This is a genomic window from Arenibacter echinorum, from assembly GCF_003259375.1.
In the GTDB taxonomy this organism is placed as follows: domain Bacteria; phylum Bacteroidota; class Bacteroidia; order Flavobacteriales; family Flavobacteriaceae; genus Arenibacter; species Arenibacter echinorum.
This window is the reverse complement of record NZ_QLLN01000011.1, coordinates 18,552-39,614: the sequence shown is the minus strand read 5'-3', so window position 1 is coordinate 39,614 and position 21,063 is coordinate 18,552. Positions and strand designations below refer to the sequence as shown.

At 38.0% G+C, this 21,063-nt stretch carries 18 protein-coding genes and 1 other RNA gene; 9 read left to right on the top strand and 10 right to left on the bottom strand.

Features of this window, described 5'->3' with window-relative positions; genetic code table 11:
* From LV92_RS21850 to LV92_RS20625, 5 genes are all read right to left on the bottom strand, one after another.
* Positions 1 to 203, bottom strand: a 203-nt coding sequence (locus tag LV92_RS21850; protein WP_170126370.1) for a hypothetical protein, incomplete at its 3' end; no start/stop codon positions are given.
* Between the two features lie 141 nt (positions 204 to 344).
* Positions 345 to 1,076, bottom strand: a complete 732-nt coding sequence (locus tag LV92_RS20640; protein ID WP_111625493.1) for a LytR/AlgR family response regulator transcription factor — start codon at positions 1,074 to 1,076, stop codon at positions 345 to 347.
* Positions 1,077 to 1,223: 147 nt separating this feature from the next.
* Entirely contained in the window at positions 1,224 to 2,684 is a 1,461-nt protein-coding gene (locus tag LV92_RS20635; protein WP_245946450.1) for a hypothetical protein, read from the bottom strand.
* Positions 2,685 to 2,765: 81 nt separating this feature from the next.
* Positions 2,766 to 3,164 carry an acyl-CoA thioesterase gene (locus LV92_RS20630; protein ID WP_111625491.1) on the bottom strand — a complete coding sequence of 133 codons (399 nt, stop codon included), beginning with the start codon at positions 3,162 to 3,164 and terminating at the stop codon, positions 2,766 to 2,768.
* A 2-nt stretch (positions 3,165 to 3,166) separates the two neighbouring features.
* Complete coding sequence (locus LV92_RS20625; RefSeq protein ID WP_111625490.1) at positions 3,167 to 4,207, bottom strand: glutaminyl-peptide cyclotransferase; 1,041 nt, start codon at positions 4,205 to 4,207, stop codon at positions 3,167 to 3,169.
* A 204-nt stretch (positions 4,208 to 4,411) separates the two neighbouring features.
* Between LV92_RS20625 and ffs the strand changes: the two genes are divergently transcribed.
* From ffs to fsa, 3 genes are all read left to right on the top strand, one after another.
* Positions 4,412 to 4,510, top strand: an RNA gene (gene ffs, locus LV92_RS20620) — signal recognition particle sRNA small type.
* A gap of 119 nt (positions 4,511 to 4,629) precedes the next feature.
* Positions 4,630 to 5,439 (top strand): SDR family oxidoreductase, encoded by an 810-nt coding sequence (locus tag LV92_RS20615; RefSeq protein WP_111625489.1) that lies wholly within the window; start codon positions 4,630 to 4,632, stop codon positions 5,437 to 5,439.
* 72 nt (positions 5,440 to 5,511) lie between these two features.
* Positions 5,512 to 6,165, top strand: coding sequence for a fructose-6-phosphate aldolase (gene fsa / locus LV92_RS20610; protein WP_111625488.1), 654 nt, complete (start codon positions 5,512 to 5,514; stop codon positions 6,163 to 6,165).
* Positions 6,166 to 6,341: 176 nt separating this feature from the next.
* Here fsa and LV92_RS20605 read toward each other — a convergent pair whose 3' ends face one another.
* Positions 6,342 to 7,730 (bottom strand): transaldolase, encoded by a 1,389-nt coding sequence (locus LV92_RS20605; RefSeq protein WP_111625487.1) that lies wholly within the window; start codon positions 7,728 to 7,730, stop codon positions 6,342 to 6,344.
* A gap of 173 nt (positions 7,731 to 7,903) precedes the next feature.
* Here LV92_RS20605 and LV92_RS20600 point away from each other — a divergent pair, with 173 nt between their 5' ends.
* Entirely contained in the window at positions 7,904 to 9,532 is a 1,629-nt protein-coding gene (locus LV92_RS20600) for an ABC-F family ATP-binding cassette domain-containing protein (RefSeq protein ID WP_111625486.1), read from the top strand.
* A 26-nt stretch (positions 9,533 to 9,558) separates the two neighbouring features.
* Positions 9,559 to 10,686: a hypothetical protein gene (locus tag LV92_RS20595; protein WP_111625485.1), complete on the top strand. Its 1,128-nt coding sequence runs from the start codon at positions 9,559 to 9,561 to the stop codon at positions 10,684 to 10,686.
* Positions 10,687 to 10,712: 26 nt separating this feature from the next.
* Here the strand turns inward: LV92_RS20595 and LV92_RS20590 are convergent, their stop codons facing one another.
* The gene (locus tag LV92_RS20590) at positions 10,713 to 11,432 is read right to left on the bottom strand and encodes a hypothetical protein (RefSeq protein WP_111625484.1); all 720 of its coding nucleotides are present in this window, start codon (positions 11,430 to 11,432) and stop codon (positions 10,713 to 10,715) included.
* 247 nt (positions 11,433 to 11,679) lie between these two features.
* Between LV92_RS20590 and LV92_RS20585 the strand changes: the two genes are divergently transcribed.
* Positions 11,680 to 12,246, top strand: coding sequence for a fasciclin domain-containing protein (locus tag LV92_RS20585; protein ID WP_111625483.1), 567 nt, complete (start codon positions 11,680 to 11,682; stop codon positions 12,244 to 12,246).
* On the opposite strand, the gene pheT is transcribed toward LV92_RS20585, so the two are convergent.
* Positions 12,238 to 14,664, bottom strand: a complete 2,427-nt coding sequence (gene pheT / locus LV92_RS20580; RefSeq protein ID WP_111625482.1) for a phenylalanine--tRNA ligase subunit beta — start codon at positions 14,662 to 14,664, stop codon at positions 12,238 to 12,240. The genes LV92_RS20585 and pheT overlap by 9 nt on opposite strands.
* A gap of 213 nt (positions 14,665 to 14,877) precedes the next feature.
* On the opposite strand from pheT, the gene LV92_RS20575 reads away from it, so the two are divergent.
* On the top strand, positions 14,878 to 16,101 hold the full coding sequence (locus LV92_RS20575; protein ID WP_111625481.1) for a peroxiredoxin family protein: 1,224 nt from the start codon (positions 14,878 to 14,880) through the stop codon (positions 16,099 to 16,101).
* Between the two features lie 103 nt (positions 16,102 to 16,204).
* On the opposite strand, the gene leuB is transcribed toward LV92_RS20575, so the two are convergent.
* Together leuB and LV92_RS20565 are read right to left on the bottom strand one after the other, a co-directional pair.
* The gene (leuB, locus tag LV92_RS20570; RefSeq protein WP_111625480.1) at positions 16,205 to 17,323 is read right to left on the bottom strand and encodes a 3-isopropylmalate dehydrogenase; all 1,119 of its coding nucleotides are present in this window, start codon (positions 17,321 to 17,323) and stop codon (positions 16,205 to 16,207) included.
* Between the two features lies 1 nt (position 17,324).
* Entirely contained in the window at positions 17,325 to 18,497 is a 1,173-nt protein-coding gene (locus LV92_RS20565; RefSeq protein WP_111625479.1) for a 2-isopropylmalate synthase, read from the bottom strand.
* Positions 18,498 to 18,644: 147 nt separating this feature from the next.
* Between LV92_RS20565 and LV92_RS20560 the strand changes: the two genes are divergently transcribed.
* Both LV92_RS20560 and LV92_RS20555 read left to right on the top strand, forming a co-directional pair.
* Complete coding sequence (locus LV92_RS20560; RefSeq protein WP_111625478.1) at positions 18,645 to 20,189, top strand: hypothetical protein; 1,545 nt, start codon at positions 18,645 to 18,647, stop codon at positions 20,187 to 20,189.
* 9 nt (positions 20,190 to 20,198) lie between these two features.
* A complete protein-coding gene (locus LV92_RS20555) occupies positions 20,199 to 21,059 on the top strand; it encodes a DMT family transporter (RefSeq protein ID WP_245946449.1) in 861 nt (286 codons plus the stop codon).
* Positions 21,060 to 21,063 lie beyond the last annotated feature (4 nt).

The window sequence follows — 21,063 nt, the reverse complement described above, 5'->3', positions numbered from 1 at the left end:
ATTACGTCACCATCCGTAGCAACTGCGTTAGCGTTGTACTTGAAATCGTTGTTGGCCTTGGGAGGGTCCCTTCTTTCCCTTGGAATTACGTCACCGTCGGTGGCAATTGAATTCTTTACAGTTGGGAAAACATCTTGTGTTCCCATGGCAAATAAGCCGATACTTAGTAGTACTACGGCGAAAATAGATAGTAATCTTTTCATTTTTAGTGGTTTTCGAGGGTTAATGAGGTTTATTTCTAAAGCTAAATTAACAATGAAGGGTCACTAAAAATTTATGTAGGAATTATCTTTAGTATATGTGGGAGTTCTATTAGTGAACGTACGGTTTTTGTGAGAATTCGTCTAATTAAGGGTGGAAATAGTATTTTTGGCCAAGACCTTTTTTAGGTTGTCAATGTTATTTTTATAGGATTTGGAAAAGGGCAATTGTAGTTTGTCATGCTTTAAAGTGCATAGACCTTTGCCATAGTTGATCCTAGAAACGAAGTCGATATTGATGATATAACTCTGATGAACCCTTACAAAATTCGTCGGCAAATTATTCTCAAAAGTCTTTAACGTTTTAAAAGCGCTTATAGTACTTCCATCTTTCATAAAAAAGTCGGTGGCATTGTTATCGGCTTGTAAATACATGATTTCTTGAGTATTTATATAGCGATAATCTTTATAGGATTGAAGTAAAAGTGTTTTGGGCTCCTGTTCCTTCGGGGTTTTTAACTTTAACCTTAGGAGGGTTTTTCTAATGTCGAATTCGTTATAAGGTAATAACCAGTAGTCAAAAAAATGGCATTTTAAGGCTTCAAAGGCAAATTGCTTGTTTTTCGAAATTCCGATAAAAATGGGAATTTCCTTTACATATTGGTGCATTTCCATTATCATATGAAAATACTCATGAGCCTTTTCGTTCAAATGGATAAAAACTACATCTGGCGATTTTTTGAGAATACCATTTAGACCATCTATACTGTTAGAGGCTACTCCTGAACAATAAAATTCACCGTATTCTTCCATATAGTGTTGAAGCTGTAAATTGGATTGGGCATCAGAGTCCAAAATGGTATAAGTATATTCCATGATTTCAGATGATTTTAATGCAAATTAGTAATACTTAAAAGCATAGGTGGGTATTTCAACCTTAGAAAAACTAGGGTTTTCGTTTTATCGGCTAAATATAGAAAATTTGAAAGATTTTTCTTTCAATACATGAAGTATAGTACTATTTTATGGTGTAAAAAGTACTTCATATGCTCCAAGGGTTGGATTTTTGGTTCGGTCCGCACCTAAAATATCTAGGGGAACCAACTGTGCCGTAGCCAAATTTCCTGCTCCAATGGCACTTGAATTTTCCTTGATTATAAAATTATTCTGTATAGGAGATGTAAATTCCGGATCTAAATTTAGCAGCACGTCCTCATAATTGAAGGTATTGCCAAAATTGTAGAGCTCATTTTCGGAATTATTCTTGAATTTTAAGAGGCAGTTTTCAAAGTAAAAATTAAAAACAGAATCCTCATCTTTAATAAGGGTCAATTCGTTTGGATTGCTTCCATATATTATACAATTTTTAAAGTCAGCCCTTGTCAGGCTATTTGAAATGCCTCCACTCAAAGTAGAATTGTCCAAATGCAGCGCTGCACCGGAGCGGAACCCATATTTCCAATAATTGGCAATGGTTGCATGGATAAAGCTGTAATCTCCTCCGAGGTTGCAAAATAGTGAGATGTTCCCAGCAGCTCCCAAAACCAAATTTTCACTCCTTATAATTGCGGTCTTTGCCCATAGGTTTACATTTTCACTATTGTAGATTTGGGAATTTTTTAGTGATAAAGTGGTTTCCTCTAGGTTGTTGTCCCCTTGGACGAGAATGCCCACAGTGGCATTTTTAATAGTGAGGTAGTGTATTTTGTTATTTACGCTGCCTTTGGAAAGCCAAATAGATCCCCACTGTCCGGGGATGTCGGAGTAATTGGGCTCTAGGCGATCTCCTTCAAAAACAACTTCATTTTCCAGTAAATCCCTGTCTTCACTTAATTCACCGTTAATATGTAGGGAAGCATTTTCTTTTATCAAAATCCCTGAATCTTTGTGGAAATGTACTCGTGTTCCAGCTTCCATACTTAGGGTTTTACCTTCAGGTACGGCAGCATAGCCATATATGACATAGGGTTTATCTTTGGTAAAATTGAGCTGATCTGGCCCCAGTTCGAAACCTTCTACTTTAATTTCTTCGCCTGATTCCTTAATATCGAGAACAATTTTCTCCCGTTCACCGTTCAAGGATCGTGCTGGATATAAAAATATGGCATCCTTGATCAGGGTGACCAATTGTACTTCTTGCAAATGGTTTTCCTTGTCGAATTGAATGGCATCGGTATGCAAAAATTCTTTGGCATCGGTATTGCCAATATCAGCAGTGGTTTCCACAAAGATGTAGAGGCTATCCTGGGCGTACAAAGGTATGTCGCTAAAAATTTGACCGGATTCTCCATCCACATTTAAACGATACTTGCTGTTGTCCCCATTTTTAAGCTGAATTGTCGGGATGCTGATGTCGGTGGAGCTGCGGTTATACACCTTTAAGGTATAGGTACTGCTACCAATGTTGCGGAAAATAGTATCCAGGAAGACAGTGTCCTTAGAGAATTCCAAAGAACCGTTACTTTTTGTATAATCAAAGTCCATCCTACATGAGGAAAATAATACCAGTAGAACGAGGGTAGAAAAAATACAAAAAGTCTTATGCACGGATTTTATATTGAATATTTAGGTTTGAGTAAGAAAGATACTTTCTATTTCTGGGGAAATCCGCATAGGCTTAAAGGTCTCGGAGTTTAGCAAACACCATTCGGTCTTGGATTTAACAAGCAATTGATTGCTTTCTTTATTGTACATTTCTACAATCCTAACGCTTACGGGGCCCTTGGTCTTATCTATATACGTTTTCATTAAAATAACATCGTCCAATTTTGCCGCACTTTTGTAGGTAATGTGATGGGTTAATACCACCCATACCGTACTGTTGATCAAATCCTTAGGGGCTTTGGCCTGCCAATGTTCCTTGGCAATATCCTGCATCCATTGAACGTATCTTACATTGTTCACGTGGTTCAGATCATCCAGATCATCTTCTACCACCTTTATGGTTTTTTCAAAAGTTCCCATAGTTATTTTTTAAGGATGTTTACCTCAAATAATTTGTCCCAGTTTTTTCCGGTAACAAAGAAGGTCTTTCTTTGTGGATGATAGGCCACTCCATTAAGTACGTCCAGATTTTGATGTTGCGTAACTTTCTCCTTTAGGCCTGCAAAATTTATAACGCCTTCTATTGCACCACTTTTGGCATCAATAATCATCATACTTTCCTTTTGATAGACGTTGGCGTATATTTTTCCATCTACAAATTCCAGTTCGTTGGCCTTGTTGAATATGGAGGTATTGGTTACCGTTTCAAAATGTCCCTCTTCAGCCATAGTCTCAGGATTTAAATACCATATTTTCTCGGTGCCATCACTCTTGAATATTTTGTTTCCGTCGTTACACAAGCCCCAACCTTCCTTACTTTGATTGTATTTAAAGCTGTCTATTTTCTTAAAGGCTTTTAGGTCGTAAATAAATCCCACTCCACTCTGCCAAGTGAGTTGATAAATTTTATTGTTTAAAATAGTGATGCCCTCTCCAAAATAAGTATTGTCCAAGTCTATTTTTTTTAAAATTTCCCCAGTTTTAAAATCTACTTGCCTCAAGGAGGATTTACCCTTTTTACCAGTGCTTTCATATAGTGTATCCTGATGAAATTCCAATCCTTGGGTATAGGCGTCCATATCATGGGGGTATACGTTGAGAATTTCGTAGGTGTAAATCTCGGGGGCGTGTTCTGCCAATAATTTAATTCCTTTGGACACTTCAACGGTTTCGCCTTCGAAACTAATGTTCGCGGTCAAGGTTTTGGCCCCAAGTTCCAATTGGTCCAGAGTAATTTTATCGTTGTTCAGGGTAATTGCCTTATTGTCCAAGGTATAGGTAATCTTTTCAATCTCTTTATTCTTTAGGTTTTTGACAGAGATGCCGACCACCTGATTTTTTTGAAACTCAGTCTGGTTTCCTTCCAACTGAATTTCGAAGAGTTTGGAGGGGTTGGTGGTACCATCACAGGCCAAAAAGAACAGGGGAATTATGAAGAATAGGTTTAATTTAAAGGCGTTCATTTTTTAATATGGGTATAATTTATAATATAATTTTAGTGGCTAAAGCGCCTGTGCTGGACAATTATTTTATTTGAATTTAATATAGTTGTCTTAAAATCAACCCGATATCCAGAAATAAATTTGGCGACTTTTTAGGGCAAGATATTTAATAAAATTAAGACCTGAAAACGATTGTAAAAAAATTAAAAGATTGTATATTTGCGTCGGCAAGTCCTACACGACCAGCTCCTGTAGAATCCCCCAGGGTGGGAACGCAGCAAGGGTATATGGTTGTAGCGGTGCGATGTAGGTAGCTTGCCATTTTTTGTACCCTAAAGTGAAGGTGTTTTTCCCGCTTTTTTAAGCCCTTTGGCATAGATATCATTGTTACATCCCTTTCCATTCCTGTTTTATTCGTTAATTTGCAACCTTAATTTTATTTAATGGAGCATAGGGTTGTACTGGTTACCGGGGGTTCTTCGGGAATTGGAAAATCGATCGGGATATATTTAAAATCAAAGGGTTTTAAAGTTTACGGAACAACAAGGAAGGTTGCCAATCATCCTAATTTTATCGATTTTGAACTTTTGGAATTGGATGTAAGAAATCCAGAAAGCATAGGGACCGCTATTTCTGAGCTAATGGCAAAGGAAGGTAGGCTGGATGTTCTGGTTAACAATGCCGGTATAGGAATTACAGGTCCCATAGAGGAAACACCGCACTCGGAAATTTTAAAAGCATTCGATACCAATTTTAACGGTCCCTTACACATGTCGAAGGCTGTATTGCCCCATATGAGGCGGCAAGAAAAGGGTTTAATCATCAATATTACATCTATTGCGGGTTATATGGGTTTGCCATATAGAGGATTGTATTCCGCCAGTAAAGGTGCCTTGGAGCTGGTTACGGAGGCCTTGAGAATGGAGGTCAAAGGATTTGGGGTGAACATAACCAATTTGGCCCCTGGAGATTTTGCTACCAATATAGCCTCTGGCCGTTACCATGCCCCAATTTTGGAGGACTCTCCCTATAAGGAATCTTATGGAAGTACCTTGAAAATGATGAACGAGCATGTAGATAGTGGCAAGGATCCCATATTGGTGGCCCATATGGTATTTAAAATAATAAATACAGAAAACCCTAAAGTGCATTATAAGGTAGGGGAGTTTATGCAAAAGTTCTCATTGTTTCTAAAAAAAATATTACCGGACAAAGTATATGAGAAACTCTTGATGAACCATTATAAATTGTAATTTTGCCAGACAAAGAGGTAGACATGCACTAAGGCAATATCTTTCAAATTAATAATTTAAAAAGCAATTAACATGAAGTTCTTTATTGACACCGCTAATTTAGCACAGATAAAAGAAGCCCAGGAATTAGGAGTATTGGATGGGGTAACCACAAATCCTTCCCTAATGGCCAAAGAAGGCATTACCGGAAGAAACAATATTTTAAAGCACTATGTGGATATCTGTAATATTGTAGATGGTGATGTATCCGCCGAGGTAATTTCCACCGATTTAAAGGGTATGATCAAGGAAGGTGAGGAATTGGCAGAATTACATGAGCAAATCGTAGTTAAAGTTCCTATGATTAAAGACGGTATAAAAGCTATAAAATATTTTTCTGATAAGGGAATAAGAACCAATTGTACGCTGGTATTCTCCTGCGGACAGGCTTTGTTGGCTGCCAAAGCGGGTGCAAGCTATGTATCTCCCTTTATTGGTAGATTAGACGATATTTCTACAGATGGTCTAAACTTGATCTCTGAGATTAGGCACATATATGATAATTATGAGTTTCAAACCCAAATATTGGCTGCTTCAATAAGGCACACAATGCATGTGATAGATTGTGCTAAAATTGGAGCTGATGTTATGACAGGACCTTTGTCAGCTATTGAAGGTCTTTTAAAGCATCCTTTAACGGATAGTGGTCTGGCTAAGTTTTTGGAAGACTACCAGAAAGGTAACTAGTTTTACCTTAATAATAAAAAGGACAAAGCCTCTTTTGCTTAATTAGCTCAAGAGGCTTTGTTGTTCTTGATAATTATTCTTTTTAGCCGATATTTAAATGGTATAAGATTGTTGAATTATTGATCGGGATGTTCTTAATGCTAAAGAAGTGATATTGCTTATAGCGGAAAGGCCTATTAAAAGCTACTATAAAGATCTGCAAATGCATCTACTATAAGTCCATCTTTGGTTATAATACCTTTATTGAGACCACCTATAACAAGGGCATTTTTTAAATTTTCAAAATCATCGGTACGGAATTGTTTTTCCATATCCAATTGATTACTACTTAATAAGGATTGCCATCTTAGAGCGTCCGTATTACAATTTATTCCAATAAAAGTAAATTCCGGCTTGTTTTCCGATAGTTGTGCTACCCGCGTAAGTACATTCTCGAAATTGGATCTTTGGGTCCCTGACCAAAAATAGAATACGGCATTTTTCTCTTTTTCAGCAATTTCCTGTAGGGTTACCAAAGTCCCATTGGTGTTGAAAACTGAAATATTGGGCATTTTATTACTAGGCTGTAAATTGTTTACCCCTTGGTAAATAGCTTCTATTTCGGCGCTGTGCCTATTGTTTCCCGAAAGTCTGTGAAAGTCATCAATAAAAATCCTATTGTTTTCGTCACTATCATGGACATTTATTAGATAGTCCATGGCAACATTTCTGAATAAATTATCCCTTAAGTCCTTTTCGGTAACCAAGCTATCAATAAGTTTTAACTTGTGTTGGTTAAAATGTAATTTATTCTTAACTATGTCATAGTGCGCATCCTTGCATTTTGTATAACAACCCATATAGGAGAGATTATTAAAATGCGTCTTCATAAAATTGTAGTAATACCTATGATAGGATAGATTTTCATTGTTGTAGTCTACCAACTTTCTATAATCGTAAAAATTGTTGGGAAGTTCTGGGATGGTGTCTTTTCCTGTCTTTCTCCTGTTCCAAAACGGATACTTTTCCTTATAGATGTAATAATTGTAATCTATACTGGCCTTGGCCATATCTGCCGCTTTTGGGGAAAGGGTTACATCTATTACAAGCTCGTTAAGGGCATTTACTTTAAGTTCCTTTAAAGAGTCCAATTTATGGGAGAAGTCCTCTGGATCAAGTTCGGAATAGGAATAAACTATAGCAGGCTCGGATTCCGTACTTAAAAAGAACTCTACTAGAAAATTATTTATTTCTTCGCCCCGGCCTGAAAATATCAAAGATTCGTCAAAATCTTCAGTATTTAGGCGGATCATTAAACTGTCTCCCTTTTCAAGATAAACGTACTGCAATTCCGGACTATGGTCAAAATGGTATAAACCTTCCATAACAGTATCCAATTGTATACTGAATCTATTATCACCATCAAGTTTGGCCGAATCTATGATAACATCATCCTTAAATAGAATGACATATTCGCTTGTGGGATTTACAATTTCACCAGCAAAGAATGCACCAGGGGATTTTTTTTCTATCGAACTGCAACCAACTAGTGCAATAAGAAAAGAATATAGTAAAGGTTTATTCATATGAGAATAGCTACTTTATAGTGAACAAATCTAATAAACTCAACAGATACAGGCTGTTAATTGTGAGTTAAATCTATTGGCTCTTAGTTAAAATCACACCAAAAGGCGTTGTAATATAGTTGCTTGAACGGGTTTATTTTTGTTATTTTTGCACAAATTTTAAAACCTTATATATGCTGTCAGTATCAAATTTATCTGTACAATTTGGGAAAAGGGTTCTTTTTGATGAAGTAAACGTATCCTTTACTCAAGGTAATTGTTATGGTGTTATTGGTGCCAATGGAGCTGGAAAGTCCACATTTTTACGAATTTTATCGGGACAAATAGACCCCACATCCGGCCATGTTCACTTGGAGCCAGGGAAAAGGATGTCCATTTTGGAGCAGAACCATAATGCCTATGACGAATATACTGTTTTGGAAAGTGTGGTAATGGGCAATAAGCCTTTGTTCAAGATAAAAAAGGAGATAGATGCCCTTTATGCCGATTACAGTGACGAGAATGCGGATAGAATAGGGGAGTTGCAGGTTCAATTTGAGGAAATGAACGGTTGGAATGCGGATAGTGATGCTGCAGCCCTTTTGTCCAACTTGGGGATTACGGAGGAATTTCATTATACCTTAATGGGCGACTTGGATTCCAAATTAAAGGTGAGGGTTTTATTGGCACAGGCATTGTTTGGCAATCCGGATGTATTGATTATGGATGAGCCTACAAACGACTTGGATTACGAGACCATTAATTGGTTGGAGAACTTCCTTGCCGACTATGAGAATACAGTTATTGTAGTATCTCACGATAGACACTTTTTAGATTCTGTATGTACCCATATTGGGGATATAGATTTTGGAAAAATGAATCTTTACTCAGGTAACTATACTTTTTGGTATGAGAGTAGTCAGTTGGCTGCCAGACAAAGGGCACAGCAAAACAAGAAATCAGAGGAAAAGGCCAAGGAATTACAGGAGTTTATTCAAAGGTTCAGCGCCAACGTGGCAAAGAGTAAACAGGCTACTTCCAGAAAGAAGATGTTGTCCAAATTAAAAATTGAGGATATAAAGCCTTCAAGCAGACGTTACCCTGCCATCATTTTTGATAGGGAAAGGGAGGCTGGAGATCAAATATTGAACGTTGAAAAGCTGTCCGCTTCAACAGAAGAGGGCGAGGTTTTGTTTCAGGATATCAATATTAATCTTGCAAAGGGGGATAAAGTGGCAATAATTTCTAGGGATTCAAGGGCTACAACGGCATTTTACGAGATTATAAACGGCAATAGAAAGGCGGACAGTGGTTCCTTTCAATGGGGGGTAACTACCAACCAATCCTACTTACCTGCAGATAATGCCTCTTTCTTTACAGAAGATATCAATTTGGTAGATTGGCTAAGGCAATGGGCCAAGACGGAAGAAGAAAGGGAAGAGGTAAGTATTAGGGGCTTTTTGGGAAAAATGCTGTTTAGCGGTGAAGAAGCTTTGAAAAAATGTACGGTTTTATCCGGAGGTGAAAAGGTGCGCTGCATGTTGAGTAGAATGATGTTGATGAGGGCCAATGTAGTTATGTTGGACGAGCCTACCAACCATTTGGACTTGGAAAGCATAACCACTTTCAATAATTCCCTAAAGAATTTTAAAGGTACAGTTCTCTTTACAACCCATGACCACGAATTTGCTGAAACTGTGGCGAATAGGGTAATAGAATTAACTCCTAAAGGTAATATTGATAGATATTTGACGTTTGATGATTATATGTCCGATAAGACTATAAAGGAGCAGCGCAACAAAATGTACGCCGTTCCGGTGTAATTTTGTAGGACCCAAATTCTTACTTTATGAAAACCTACCTATTTATATGCATGTTTATTGCATGTCTTGTCATAGGCTGTTCTGAGGAAGGGGTTGGGGATAAGATAAACGAATCTCCAAGCCTGTTGGCAGACTATACCGTTTTGCTTCATAAAGACGGGCTTATGACAACTGCGCTTTTAAATGCCGATTCGGACGGAATTACCATTAATCCTGGCATGGGTGAATTTGAGATGGTGCCTGTGCCACAACTATTCTATAGGAATGGCTCCCAAATTGGGTTTTATATCCCAGAAGAGGATTGTAGTGCCAACTTTAGCGTCCACGATTTTAGCGATGGTACAGCGGTCCATACCACTGTGTTTACGGAAGATTTAAATTGCGAGCGCGATGTAAAATCCGTTGCTTTTTCAGGAAATAAAGCTTTGTTGGCCTTTGTTGTGCCCAAAGACAGTAAAGAGGATGATTATTTTTTAAGGATTTTGGATCTAACAAAAGGTCCCAACTTTTATAAAGACGTGTCCCTGGCCAAAGAACCCATACAACTTTTAGTTTCCAATAACAAAGCCTTCGTTCTCTGTTTGGATACCGATATCACCAATAAATACGCTCTTATGGCTATAAATATTGATAGCGGGGCCCTTACTTATGAGGTGGACCTGGGTACGGATGTTTTAAAGATATCACAGGATGGAATGGACAATATTCTAGTGAGTTACCCCAATTTACATAGCCTAATTGATGGGAATACTATGATTTTGGATATTACCACCAATTATCTGTTGGGGAAAGAGCCAAAGTTTGGGTATACCACATCTGAATATTTCGGGAACCAGACGATGTATTACCCTATGGAATCGGGCTCAAAAAGTTCTTATCCCCATATTGCCGCGGTTTATGATTTTAAGGAAAATATATCTATCCTATATATTTATGAAAACTTCCTTAGTCTGGAGGAGAGAGATCTAAAATACGAAATAGAGGATACTACAATGGTTTCCTATGATGCCAAGAATAATTTAATTTTGATAGGCTATAAGAAAAAAGGGAATAGTGGCAAAGGAGGACTGATGAGGATAAAGCCAATACCGGACCCTAAATTTCTGGATAATGTTAATTTGGACGGCATTCCAATGGAATTGTTTCCCAATTAAAACCTTTCAGGAATAAAGAATTGCCTCTAGGTTTTTAGATATTTGGAGTTCCAAATGGCAGGATTAAAATTTTTGCCCAAGGCAAAGCCATAAAATATAACTATGGAAGCCAAACATTTAAACATAAAAAAGAAAATTACCCAGAATTGAAAACTGGAACTTTCTTTAGAAAACAATCCGTTTGGGACCAACAGGGTAATTAAATAACTAATTCCTACCACCAGGGCAATTAGATTTACCAGGCTTTTAAAAGGCCACATCAATATTTTCCTCAATGGATGCAGATCGCGGCCCCATTTATGGATTAAATAGTAATGGTCATTGCCGATCGGGGCAAATAAAATGGGATCATCCCTGTCTTCTAATTTAAAAAGTTTTGAGGGCGCAAGTATCTTAAATCCTTTTAATTCCAGTTCGTGCACCTTTTCCAGTTTTTTGATTTTGGAAATGGCTTCCTGTGGAATTTCTCCTTTAAAATAACGGGAATCCAAAAAACGTAACCTATAGTCAACCGCTATTTCTTTTATATGACGTACGTGGTAAATTTCGGCAGTTTCCAACAGATCAAAATTAAAGTCATTGGAAATAATTGAGTCCTTACTCTTAAGGTTGACCTCAATTCTTTTCTGGGTATCGTCCTCTTTGGCTAAAACACGATATACTTCATTTAAAATTTTATCGGAAGACTTGTCTTTTTGCTTCGCTAGAATAAGTTTTTCCCGAATATTGGTTCTTCTCAATAACATTTTACATTCTTTTTAAGCAATTGTCATAAAGTTAAGGAATTAAGGTTTTCGTTTTTGATTTATAGCGTTAAAAATTGGAAATATGTAATGAAATCTATTGTAATATGGTGTATTCGTAACCTTTATTTCAATATTGTGATATTTTAAAATTAGTTAATAACTTTTTTTAAAACAATAGACTGAATATTGTATATTGTCGACGAATTTAACCGTTTATCGATTTTTTTAATTCCCAAGCCCAGAACCAATGAAAAGCTATGTGTCCGTTTGCGCTCTATTATTTTTATTCACCTCCCTTGCTTATGGCCAAACGTCGTTTACCGAAAATAGCTTTTTAAAAAAGGAAAATTCCATTATAGAAAGTGCCGCAGATTCTGGACACCATTATACCTTATTGGAAGTTGTAAAGGCCGCGAATCTGGAAAAGATTTTAAATGAGGATGGTCCGTTTACTGTTTTTGCACCCTCGGATTTGGCTTTTAGAAAACTCTCCAAAGTAAACTTGAAGGAATTATTATTGCCCGAAAATAAAAAGGAACTCTTTTCGCTTTTAACCTACCACATTGTTGCTGGTAACATAACGGCCTCCAAAATTTTAAAGGCTTTGTGCAACGGGAATGGAAAAGCAAGTTTTACCACTGTACAGGGCGATAAAATTTTCGCTTCCATGGATGGATTGGATATTGTACTTACGGACAAGGCCGGAAATAAAGCCAAAATAACCAGTGCGGATGCCAATCAATGCAATGGTATAATCCATGAGATAGACAGTGTTATCCTGCCCAATGCCCTTTCAGTAACAAATTTACCGTAGTTCGGCTCCTAATTCGCTTTCGTAGCGCTGTAGAAGCTTGTTCATTATCTTATCTATCTGCTTGTCGGTCAAGGTTCCGTTTTCATCCTGTAGGGTGTAGCTTACGGCATATGACTTTTTGCCTTCGGGTAAATTTTTACCATTGTATACATCAAAAAGGTTCACATTGGTTAAAAATTTCCGCTCGGTCTCAAGTGCAATATCGTAAATCTGCTTAAAACTTACCTGCTCGTCCACTAATAGGGCGTAGTCTCTCGTTACTTCAGGATATTTTGGAATCTCTTTATAGATAATTTTGCTGTTGACAATGGCTTCCAAAATATAATCCCAGTCAAAATCTGCAAATAGAACCTCTTCCTTAATATCAAATTCCTTTAAGATGGATTTCTTTACAACTCCAATACTCACTACTGCCTTCTTGGCCAGTAGCAAGGAAATTCCCTCAGATAGAATATCACTGGAAGTGGGTTGGGAAATAAGTTGGATAAGTCCCAATCTATTCAAGAGATTTTCCACGATGGCTTTAAGGTAAAAGAAATCTGCCTTTTTGGGTGCTGTTGTCCAAGTGTCTTCCAATCTGTTCCCAGTCACAAGAATGCTTAAATGCTTTTTCTCCTCTCTCTGGGTCTGATATTGGTGATAGGTTTTTCCAAATTCGAATATTTTTAGGTTGTGCATCTGCCTGTTGCTGTTGTGGGCAATGGCCTCTAAACCTGAAAACAACATAGATTGCCTCATTACCGATAGATCGGCACTAAGGGGGTTTAACATAGTAATAGTGTGCTCCTCCCTAATATCTTCCGATAATTTATTATAGGCAGGGGAAGTTAAACTATTGGCCAATATTTCATTAAATCCTTTTGAAGCTAAAAAATTACCTATTATGTTTTGGATCTTATAATCCTCAAATTTAGAGGTGGGGGCAATGGAAGCGTTCAGTTTTTCTTTGAACTCTACATTGTTATAGCCAAAAACACGAAGAATTTCCTCTATAACGTCTACTTCTCGTTGTACATCTACACGGTAAAATGGAATTGATAATCCCAGACCTGATTCCGTAACATTCTTAACCTTTATATCCAATGACGCCAGAATAGATTTTATGGTGTCCTTAGGTATTTCCTGACCTATCAGCTTGTTAATTTTGTCGAAAGTCAAAAAAACGTGGTAGTCGTCCTTCTTTTTTGGATATATATCTACAATGTCCGAAGTAATGTCTCCTCCTGCAATTTCGTGGATAAGGAGAGCAGCTCGTTTTAGGCAATATTCAACATTATCTATATCTATCCCCCTTTCAAAGCGGAAGGAAGCATCTGTATTTATGCTGTGCCTTTTGGCAGTTTTTCTTACCGATACTGGATTAAAGAAGGCACTTTCAAGGAAAATGCTACTAGTGCTTTCCGTAACCCCGGAATTTTGTCCGCCTAGGACCCCAGCTATACATAGGGGCTTTTCAGTATCGCAAATCATAAGATCTTCTTCGCTCAATGTGCGCTGAACCCCATCCAAAGTGATAAATTTGGTTCCCTTGGGAAGGGTTTTGACCACTATTTTGTTTCCCTTGATCTTTGCAGCATCAAAGGCGTGCAAGGGCTGCCCCAATTCGTGCAACACATAATTGGTAGCGTCCACCACATTGTTCTTGGGACTAATTCCAATAGATCGTAATCTGTTTTTCAGCCAGTCTGGTGATGGTTGAACAATTAGATTGCTAATGGTTATTCCACAATATCTCGGAGCCAGTTCGCTCTTAATTACCTCAACATCAATTTTTAATGATCGGTTTACAATGTTGAAATTGGTCACTGGGGGAGTAATCAGTTCCTTAAGGATATCCCTTTGCTTAAATCCGGCTTTTAAATCCCTGGCAACTCCAAAGTGGCTCATGGCATCCGCTCTGTTCGGGGTCAGTCCAATTTCAAAAACCTCATCTACTTCAACTTCAAAAACTTCGGAACAAGGGGTTCCAACCTTCAAGCCATCTGGGAGTACCATAATTCCGTCGTGGCTCTCGCCCAATCCAAGCTCATCTTCGGCACAGATCATGCCATGGCTTTCCTCTCCACGAATCTTTCCTTTCTTTATTGCCCAGGCTTCTCCTTCCGTTGTGTACAGGGTTGTTCCTATGGTAGCCACAGGTACCTTTTGCCCGGCCTCTACGTTGGGTGCACCACAGACAATTTGCAAAGGGGCTTCAAGACCTATATTTACAGTGGTCAATTTTAATTTATCGGCGTTAGGATGTTTTACGCAGGTTAAAACTTCGCCAACCACAATTCCTTTCAATCCTCCTTTAATAGATTCAAAAGGAGAAATACCCTCAACCTCCAGGCCCAAGTCAGTTAATAATTCAGCTGTCCTATTGGAATCCCAGTCAATTTTTAAGAACTGCTTCAACCAGTTGTAAGATATTTTCATCGAGTTTTTTTAAAGACCTCAAATATAAAACAATGCTGGAAGACATTCAATACGTATTTGATTGAATGTTTTATTTTTTAATATCCAAAAATTTTTGTTACTTAACTTTATATTTTTTCCAATATTCCTGTCATTTCATTAGACCAACTGGTGAATATGGCCAAAAAATCCCCGAGAGAGATTCCCCCTCAATTTAATTTTCAATAATTTAAGATGAAGCAAATTATCTTTATTTTTTTTCTATTTATACTGTGCAACAATTGTAGGGATTCTGAAGCGGTAGTTTTGGCAGAAGGGATTTGGTTGGCCGAATTGGAGGTGGATGACGATCAAAGTTTACCTTTTAATTTTAGCCTTAAGAGCACGGGAAGTGAAACATATGCAATTGAATTGTACAACGCCGATGAAACTATTTTTATTGACGAAATAAAGGTGAAGAAAGATTCTGTGATCATTAGATTGCCGGTTTTTGAAGGATACTTGGCAGGAAAATTTACGGCAAAAGAGATAGAGGGAAAATTTATTAAAGAAAATGAAGAAAAGGTTTTGCCGTTTAGGGCAGTCTACGGAATTAAGGATCGCTTTAAAAGTGATGGTATTCCCAACACCAATATTTCCGGGGACTGGGAGGTGGAATTTAGACCAGAAAATGAGGAGAGCTATATGGCCAAGGGTATTTTCAGGCAAGTAGATGACAAGGTTTCTGGGACCTTCAGGACCTCCACCGGAGATTATCGTTTTTTGGAAGGTATCAATAGCGTGGACTCTGTAAAGTTCTCCACTTTTGATGGCACCCGTGCATACCTGTTCAAAGCCAAAACTACAGATACTTCCATGGTGGGCGTTTTTTACTCCGGAAATGATTCCAAGGAACTTTTTGTGGCAAAAAGAAACGAAAACTACGAGTTGCCCAATTCCGAAACTTTGACGTATATGAAAAAAGGGCATGATAAACTAAGTTTTTCGTTCCCTGATTCCGAAGGTAATTGGGTTTCATTGAGTGATCCTGTTTTTAAGGATAAGGTGATAATCGTCCAGATTATGGGGACCTGGTGCCCAAACTGTTTGGATGAAACCAAGTTTTTGGTAGATTATCTGCAAAAAAATTCAAATGAAGAGATAGCTGTTATTGCCCTTGCTTTCGAATACGCTAAAACCAAGGAGGCCGCATTTAAATCGATTATTAGGCTTAAAGATAGAATTGGGGTTGAATACCCCATTTTGTTGGCTCAATACGGAGGTATAGACAAGGAAATGGCTCAAAAAAAATTACCCATGTTGAATCATGTATTTTCCTTTCCAACAACTATAATTATAGACAAGAGGGGTGATGTGCAAAAAATATACACGGGTTTCAATGGTCCGGCAACAGGTAGTAATTACGACAGTTTTAAGAAAGATTTCCACAACTTCATACTTCAGCTACTTGAAGTATAAAGCAATCAGCATTAAATTACAGCTTAGCTTAATTGGAATTAATCTTTCCTACATTAAGCAAGATGTGAATTCATAAAAAAATACGAAATTGACTCTGAAGTAATTAGATGATGGTTGATCTTCCCAACCCTATGTTTTCGTAATTATAATTGAGGTTCTCATCAGAATCTATGATGTTCCCAGCAATAAAATCCCCAACCTGGCTTGTTCCATATTTGCTTGAAGTGTTCAGATCCTTGGTAACCACATGTTTTCTCATAGACTTATCTACCGCAATTACTACGGCAAGCGATTCTTCATGTAATCCGAAATGACTCAACATCATGGCGGTAGATAAAATGGAGGCTATAGGATTAGCAATATTTTTTCCGGCAGCCTGGGGGTAGGAACCGTGAAAGGGTTCAAACATGGCATGTTCATTGCCAATCGAGGCTGAAGGCAGAAGTCCCTTGGATCCACAAATGGCACTGCCTTGGTCGGATAAAATGTCCCCGAACATATTATCGGTCAGAATAACATCAAAGTCGTTCGGATCCAACATCATTTTCATGGCGGCATTATCCACAAATAAAAAATCCAATTGTACTTCCGGATAACTTTCAGATATCCTCGTTACAACTTTGCGCCATAACCTAGAGGTCTCCAAAACATTGGCCTTGTCTACCAATGTCAATTTTTTACGTCTGTTCTTGGCAGCTTTAAACGCTAAATGGGCAATTCTACTGATCTCCTTTTCGGAGTATTCACATAAATCCGAAGCAACCGTCCCGTCTTCACTTAGTTTTTTTTCGCCAAAGTAGATTCCACCGGTAAGTTCACGATAGATTACGAAATCCGTTCCAAAAATAACATGCTTTTTTAGAGGGGATTTATTCACCAATGTTGGAAAAATCTTAACGGGCCTAATATTGGTAAAAAGTTGCAATTCCCTGCGCAGTTGAAGCAATCCCTGTTCTGGTCGTACTCTTGCACTGGGGTTGTCATCATATTTTAGGGTGCCTATAGTCCCAAAAAGAATAGCATCTGAAGCCTTGCAAAGATCTATGGTTTGTTTTGGTAACGGGGAGCCGTATTTGTCCATGGCAACGGCTCCGATCAACCCTTCCGTGTAAGTGAAATGATGGTTGAAGGTCTCCTCAACGGCCTGCAAACATTTTACAGACTGTGCCAAGACCTCGGGACCAATACCATCTCCCCCTAAAAGAGCAATCTTTAGATCCATTTTAAGCTATGCTTTTTATTTTAATGCCAGTGGCAATGATAATATCATGGATATCCTCGTCAAAAATTTCTTTTTGCCTATCAGCGAATTTCAAAAACTCCTGATAAACCACATCCAGTTGGGTCTTGGTAAGTTCGTATCCTACATTTTTTGCCCTGTAGGCCAATGCTGCCCTACCACTTCTTGCGGTAAGGACAATGGAAGACTCGTTTACCCCAACATCTGCAGGATCTATTATTTCATAGGTCTCCCTATTTTTTATTACTCCGTCCTGATGAATCCCCGAGCTATGGGCAAATGCATTGGCACCCACTATGGCTTTGTTGGGTTGCACGTACACTCCCATTTTTTGAGACACCATCTGACTGGTGTCGTATAGCAATTTACTGTTGATATTGGTGTCCAAATTAAGGGAAGGATGCTGTCTTAAGATCATTACCACTTCCTCTAGGGCAGTGTTTCCGGCCCTTTCACCAATTCCATTGATAGTACATTCAATTTGTCTCGCACCGTTTATTACCCCGGCTATGGAGTTAGCGGTGGCCAACCCAAGGTCATTATGACAATGACAGGATAAAATGGCTTTATGAATACCGGTTACGTTTTCCTTTAGGTATTTTATTTTGGCACCGTATTCCTCGGGCAAACAGTAACCAGTGGTGTCAGGGATGTTCAATACGGTGGCACCGGCCTTAACGACCGCCTCACATACTCTCGCTAAAAATTCGTTATCCGTTCTACCTGCATCCTCGGCATAAAATTCTACATCCTCAACAAAGGATTTGGCATAACTTACCGCCTCTATGGCCCTCTCTATTATAGCATCCTTATTGGAGTTGAACTTGAATTTAATATGGGATTCCGAAGTTCCGATACCTGTATGTATCCTTGGTCTTTTAGCATATTTCAAAGCCTCAGCAGCAACCTCAATATCTTTTTTTACAGCACGCGTAAGTCCACATACCGTTGCATTCTTTACAATTTTTGAAATCTCCTGCACAGAATTAAAATCTCCTGGACTGGAAATAGGAAAACCGGCCTCTATTATATCTACCCCCAAAAGATCCAGTCTTTCAGCGATAATTAATTTTTGGTCCGTATCCAATTTACATCCGGGGACTTGCTCTCCATCTCTAAGTGTCGTGTCAAAAATATGTACCTTTTCTTTGCTCATTATATTTACGTAATTTTATGTGCGCTATACGAATATAGTACTAGTAGGTTTGCTCGTCCTAATCACAAAATAGCATTTACAACGTTAAATAACTTTTTGAAGTATTTAAAACACTGATTATCAATTATATAAACCTTTATTATTACGATGACAAATGCTCATAAAGATGCATTATTCGTTTTGGTCAAATCACTTTCCAAGTCAGAAAAACGTCAATTTAAATTGTATGTTGGGCGCTTGGGGGTGAATACAGATGCCAAATTTCTTGCCCTTTTTAATTTAATGGATAAAATTAAAGTATATGATGAAAAATTAATACTGGAAAATGGGATTGTAAAGAAGGCCCAGTTGTCCAATCTTAAGGCCCATCTGTACAAACAGATCTTGGTGAGCCTTAGGTTAAACCCGGTAAATCAAAATATTAGGGTGCAGATCCGGGAGCAATTGGATTTTGCTACAATTTTGTACCAAAAGGGACTATATAAGCAGAGTCTTAAAATATTGGATAAAGCCAAGGCTACTGCAATTGAAAATGAGGAGAAAAACGTGGCCTATGAAATTGTAGAATTTGAGAAGTTGATAGAGACCCAGTATATTACACGTAGTATACCGGACAGGGCAGATGAACTGGCAGTACAGGCCAAGCAACTTTCGGCACAAAATGTAATTACCAGTAAATTATCCAACTTGGCACTCCAGCTATATGGGCAGATGTTAAAAATCGGTTATGTTAGAAGCGATGAGGATATAAAAAGAGTTCAGAAATATTTTGAAAAGCACCTGCCCAAGTATAATATTGAGGACCTCGGTTTTAGGGAAAAGCTTTGGCTGTACAAGGCACATCTCTGGTACAGTTTTCTGACCCAGGATTTTTTGTCCTGCTATAAGTATTCCAGTAAATGGGTAGATCTTTTTTATGAAAATAAGGAAATGATCTATTTAAACCCGGTATTCTTTTTAAAGGGAAACCATTATTTGTTGGAATCCTTATTTTATGTAAAATATAGCTCCCAATTCAAGGAAACCTTGGAGAAATTGGAAAAAATTGTGGGAAGCAAGGAATTTCCGGACAACGACAATATAGCGTCATTGGCCTTTTTATATATCAATTTAAATAAATTAAACCTTCATTTCTTGGAGGGCAATTTTGATAAGGGCCTTTATTTGGTCAAAATAGTAGAATACGGAATCAATAAACATAAGGATAGGATAGACCAGCATCACGTAATGGTATTGTACTATAAGATAGCCTGCCTTTATTTTGGATATGGGGACAACAAAACTTGTATTCAATATTTAAAGAGGATCATTAATAATAAGAACCTAAAAATGCGGGAAGACTTAATGTGCTTTGCCCGAGTGCTAAGTCTTATTGCGCATTACGAGGCCGGAATGGACTATCATTTGGAAGTACAGTTGAAAAGCACCTATAAGTTCCTGTTAAAAATGAACGATCTACATGCCGTACAGAAGGAAATGATCAAATTTCTAAGACGCTTGGGCGATATTTTCCCGCACGAATTGCCCAATGAGTTCCAAAAGCTGTACGATGAATTAAAAAAATATGAAAACCATCCCTATGAAAAACGTGCTTTCTTATATTTGGATATTATTTCTTGGTTGGAAAGTCATTTACAAAATAAACCCGTAGCACAGATTATTAAAGAGAAGGCCATGTCCGTGACCCGATAAAATATTTTTTTGAAAAACAAAAGCCTTCACATAAACCATTTGCTGGAGATTAATCTGGCCATGATTTTTATAAGTACTTCCGGAGCTCTGGGAAGATATGTGCAATTGCCGGTACCCGTTACCATAGCCAGTAGGGCGGGCCTGGCATTTTTGTTTCTATTGCTCTATTGTAAATGGAAGAAAATATCGTTCCGCATAGACAAAAAGGATCACCCTATTATTTTTTTAAGTGGTATTTTCATGGGGATTCACTGGCTGACCTATTTCTATGCCCTGCAGCTTTCCAATGTGGCCATTGGTATGTTGTCCATGTTTACGTACCCTATTATAACGGCCTTATTGGAACCATTGATTTTAAAAACGCCGTTCCAAAGAATTCATTTTGTTCTGGGACTTTTGGTATTGTGTGGGATTTATTTGCTGGTTCCGGACTTTGAAACCGGCAATTCGCATATTGTGGCCGTGGGCCTTGGTGTTTTTTCGGCACTTGTCTATTCTATAAGGAATATTATCTTAAAGTCCAGGGCGGCCCATTACAACGGATCTTTAATGATGACCTACCAAACAGGAATAGTAGGGTTTATATTGGCACCTGCATTTTTTATTTATAAGGTTGATGGCATTGCCGACCAATGGCCGGCACTTTTAACATTGGCCCTGTTCACTACCGCTATTGGGCATACCTTATTCCTCAATTGTTTTAAGCACTTTAACATTACTACGGTGAGTATCCTAAGCAGTGTGCAACCGGTATACGGAATATTGATAGGAGTAGTTTTTCTTTCGGAAATTCCGAGTTGGACTACGGTAATGGGCGGAATACTTATTTTAAGCTCTGTAGTTATTGAGAGTGTACGGTCCTACAAATAAATAC

Coding starts and splice junctions, on each gene's coding strand:
- LV92_RS20600 (WP_111625486.1), top strand. CDS start 7,904: ATGCTGTCAGTATCAAATTTATCTGTACAATTTGGGAAAAGGGTTCTT.
- LV92_RS20605 (WP_111625487.1), bottom strand. CDS start 7,730: ATGAATAAACCTTTACTATATTCTTTTCTTATTGCACTAGTTGGTTGC.
- LV92_RS20630 (WP_111625491.1), bottom strand. CDS start 3,164: ATGGGAACTTTTGAAAAAACCATAAAGGTGGTAGAAGATGATCTGGAT.
- LV92_RS20585 (WP_111625483.1), top strand. CDS start 11,680: ATGAAAAGCTATGTGTCCGTTTGCGCTCTATTATTTTTATTCACCTCC.
- LV92_RS20635 (WP_245946450.1), bottom strand. CDS start 2,684: ATGGACTTTGATTATACAAAAAGTAACGGTTCTTTGGAATTCTCTAAG.
- pheT (WP_111625482.1), bottom strand. CDS start 14,664: ATGAAAATATCTTACAACTGGTTGAAGCAGTTCTTAAAAATTGACTGG.
- leuB (WP_111625480.1), bottom strand. CDS start 17,323: ATGGATCTAAAGATTGCTCTTTTAGGGGGAGATGGTATTGGTCCCGAG.
- LV92_RS20595 (WP_111625485.1), top strand. CDS start 9,559: ATGAAAACCTACCTATTTATATGCATGTTTATTGCATGTCTTGTCATA.
- LV92_RS20575 (WP_111625481.1), top strand. CDS start 14,878: ATGAAGCAAATTATCTTTATTTTTTTTCTATTTATACTGTGCAACAAT.
- LV92_RS20560 (WP_111625478.1), top strand. CDS start 18,645: ATGACAAATGCTCATAAAGATGCATTATTCGTTTTGGTCAAATCACTT.
- LV92_RS20565 (WP_111625479.1), bottom strand. CDS start 18,497: ATGAGCAAAGAAAAGGTACATATTTTTGACACGACACTTAGAGATGGA.
- LV92_RS20640 (WP_111625493.1), bottom strand. CDS start 1,076: ATGGAATATACTTATACCATTTTGGACTCTGATGCCCAATCCAATTTA.
- LV92_RS20615 (WP_111625489.1), top strand. CDS start 4,630: ATGGAGCATAGGGTTGTACTGGTTACCGGGGGTTCTTCGGGAATTGGA.
- LV92_RS20590 (WP_111625484.1), bottom strand. CDS start 11,432: ATGTTATTGAGAAGAACCAATATTCGGGAAAAACTTATTCTAGCGAAG.
- LV92_RS20625 (WP_111625490.1), bottom strand. CDS start 4,207: ATGAACGCCTTTAAATTAAACCTATTCTTCATAATTCCCCTGTTCTTT.
- fsa (WP_111625488.1), top strand. CDS start 5,512: ATGAAGTTCTTTATTGACACCGCTAATTTAGCACAGATAAAAGAAGCC.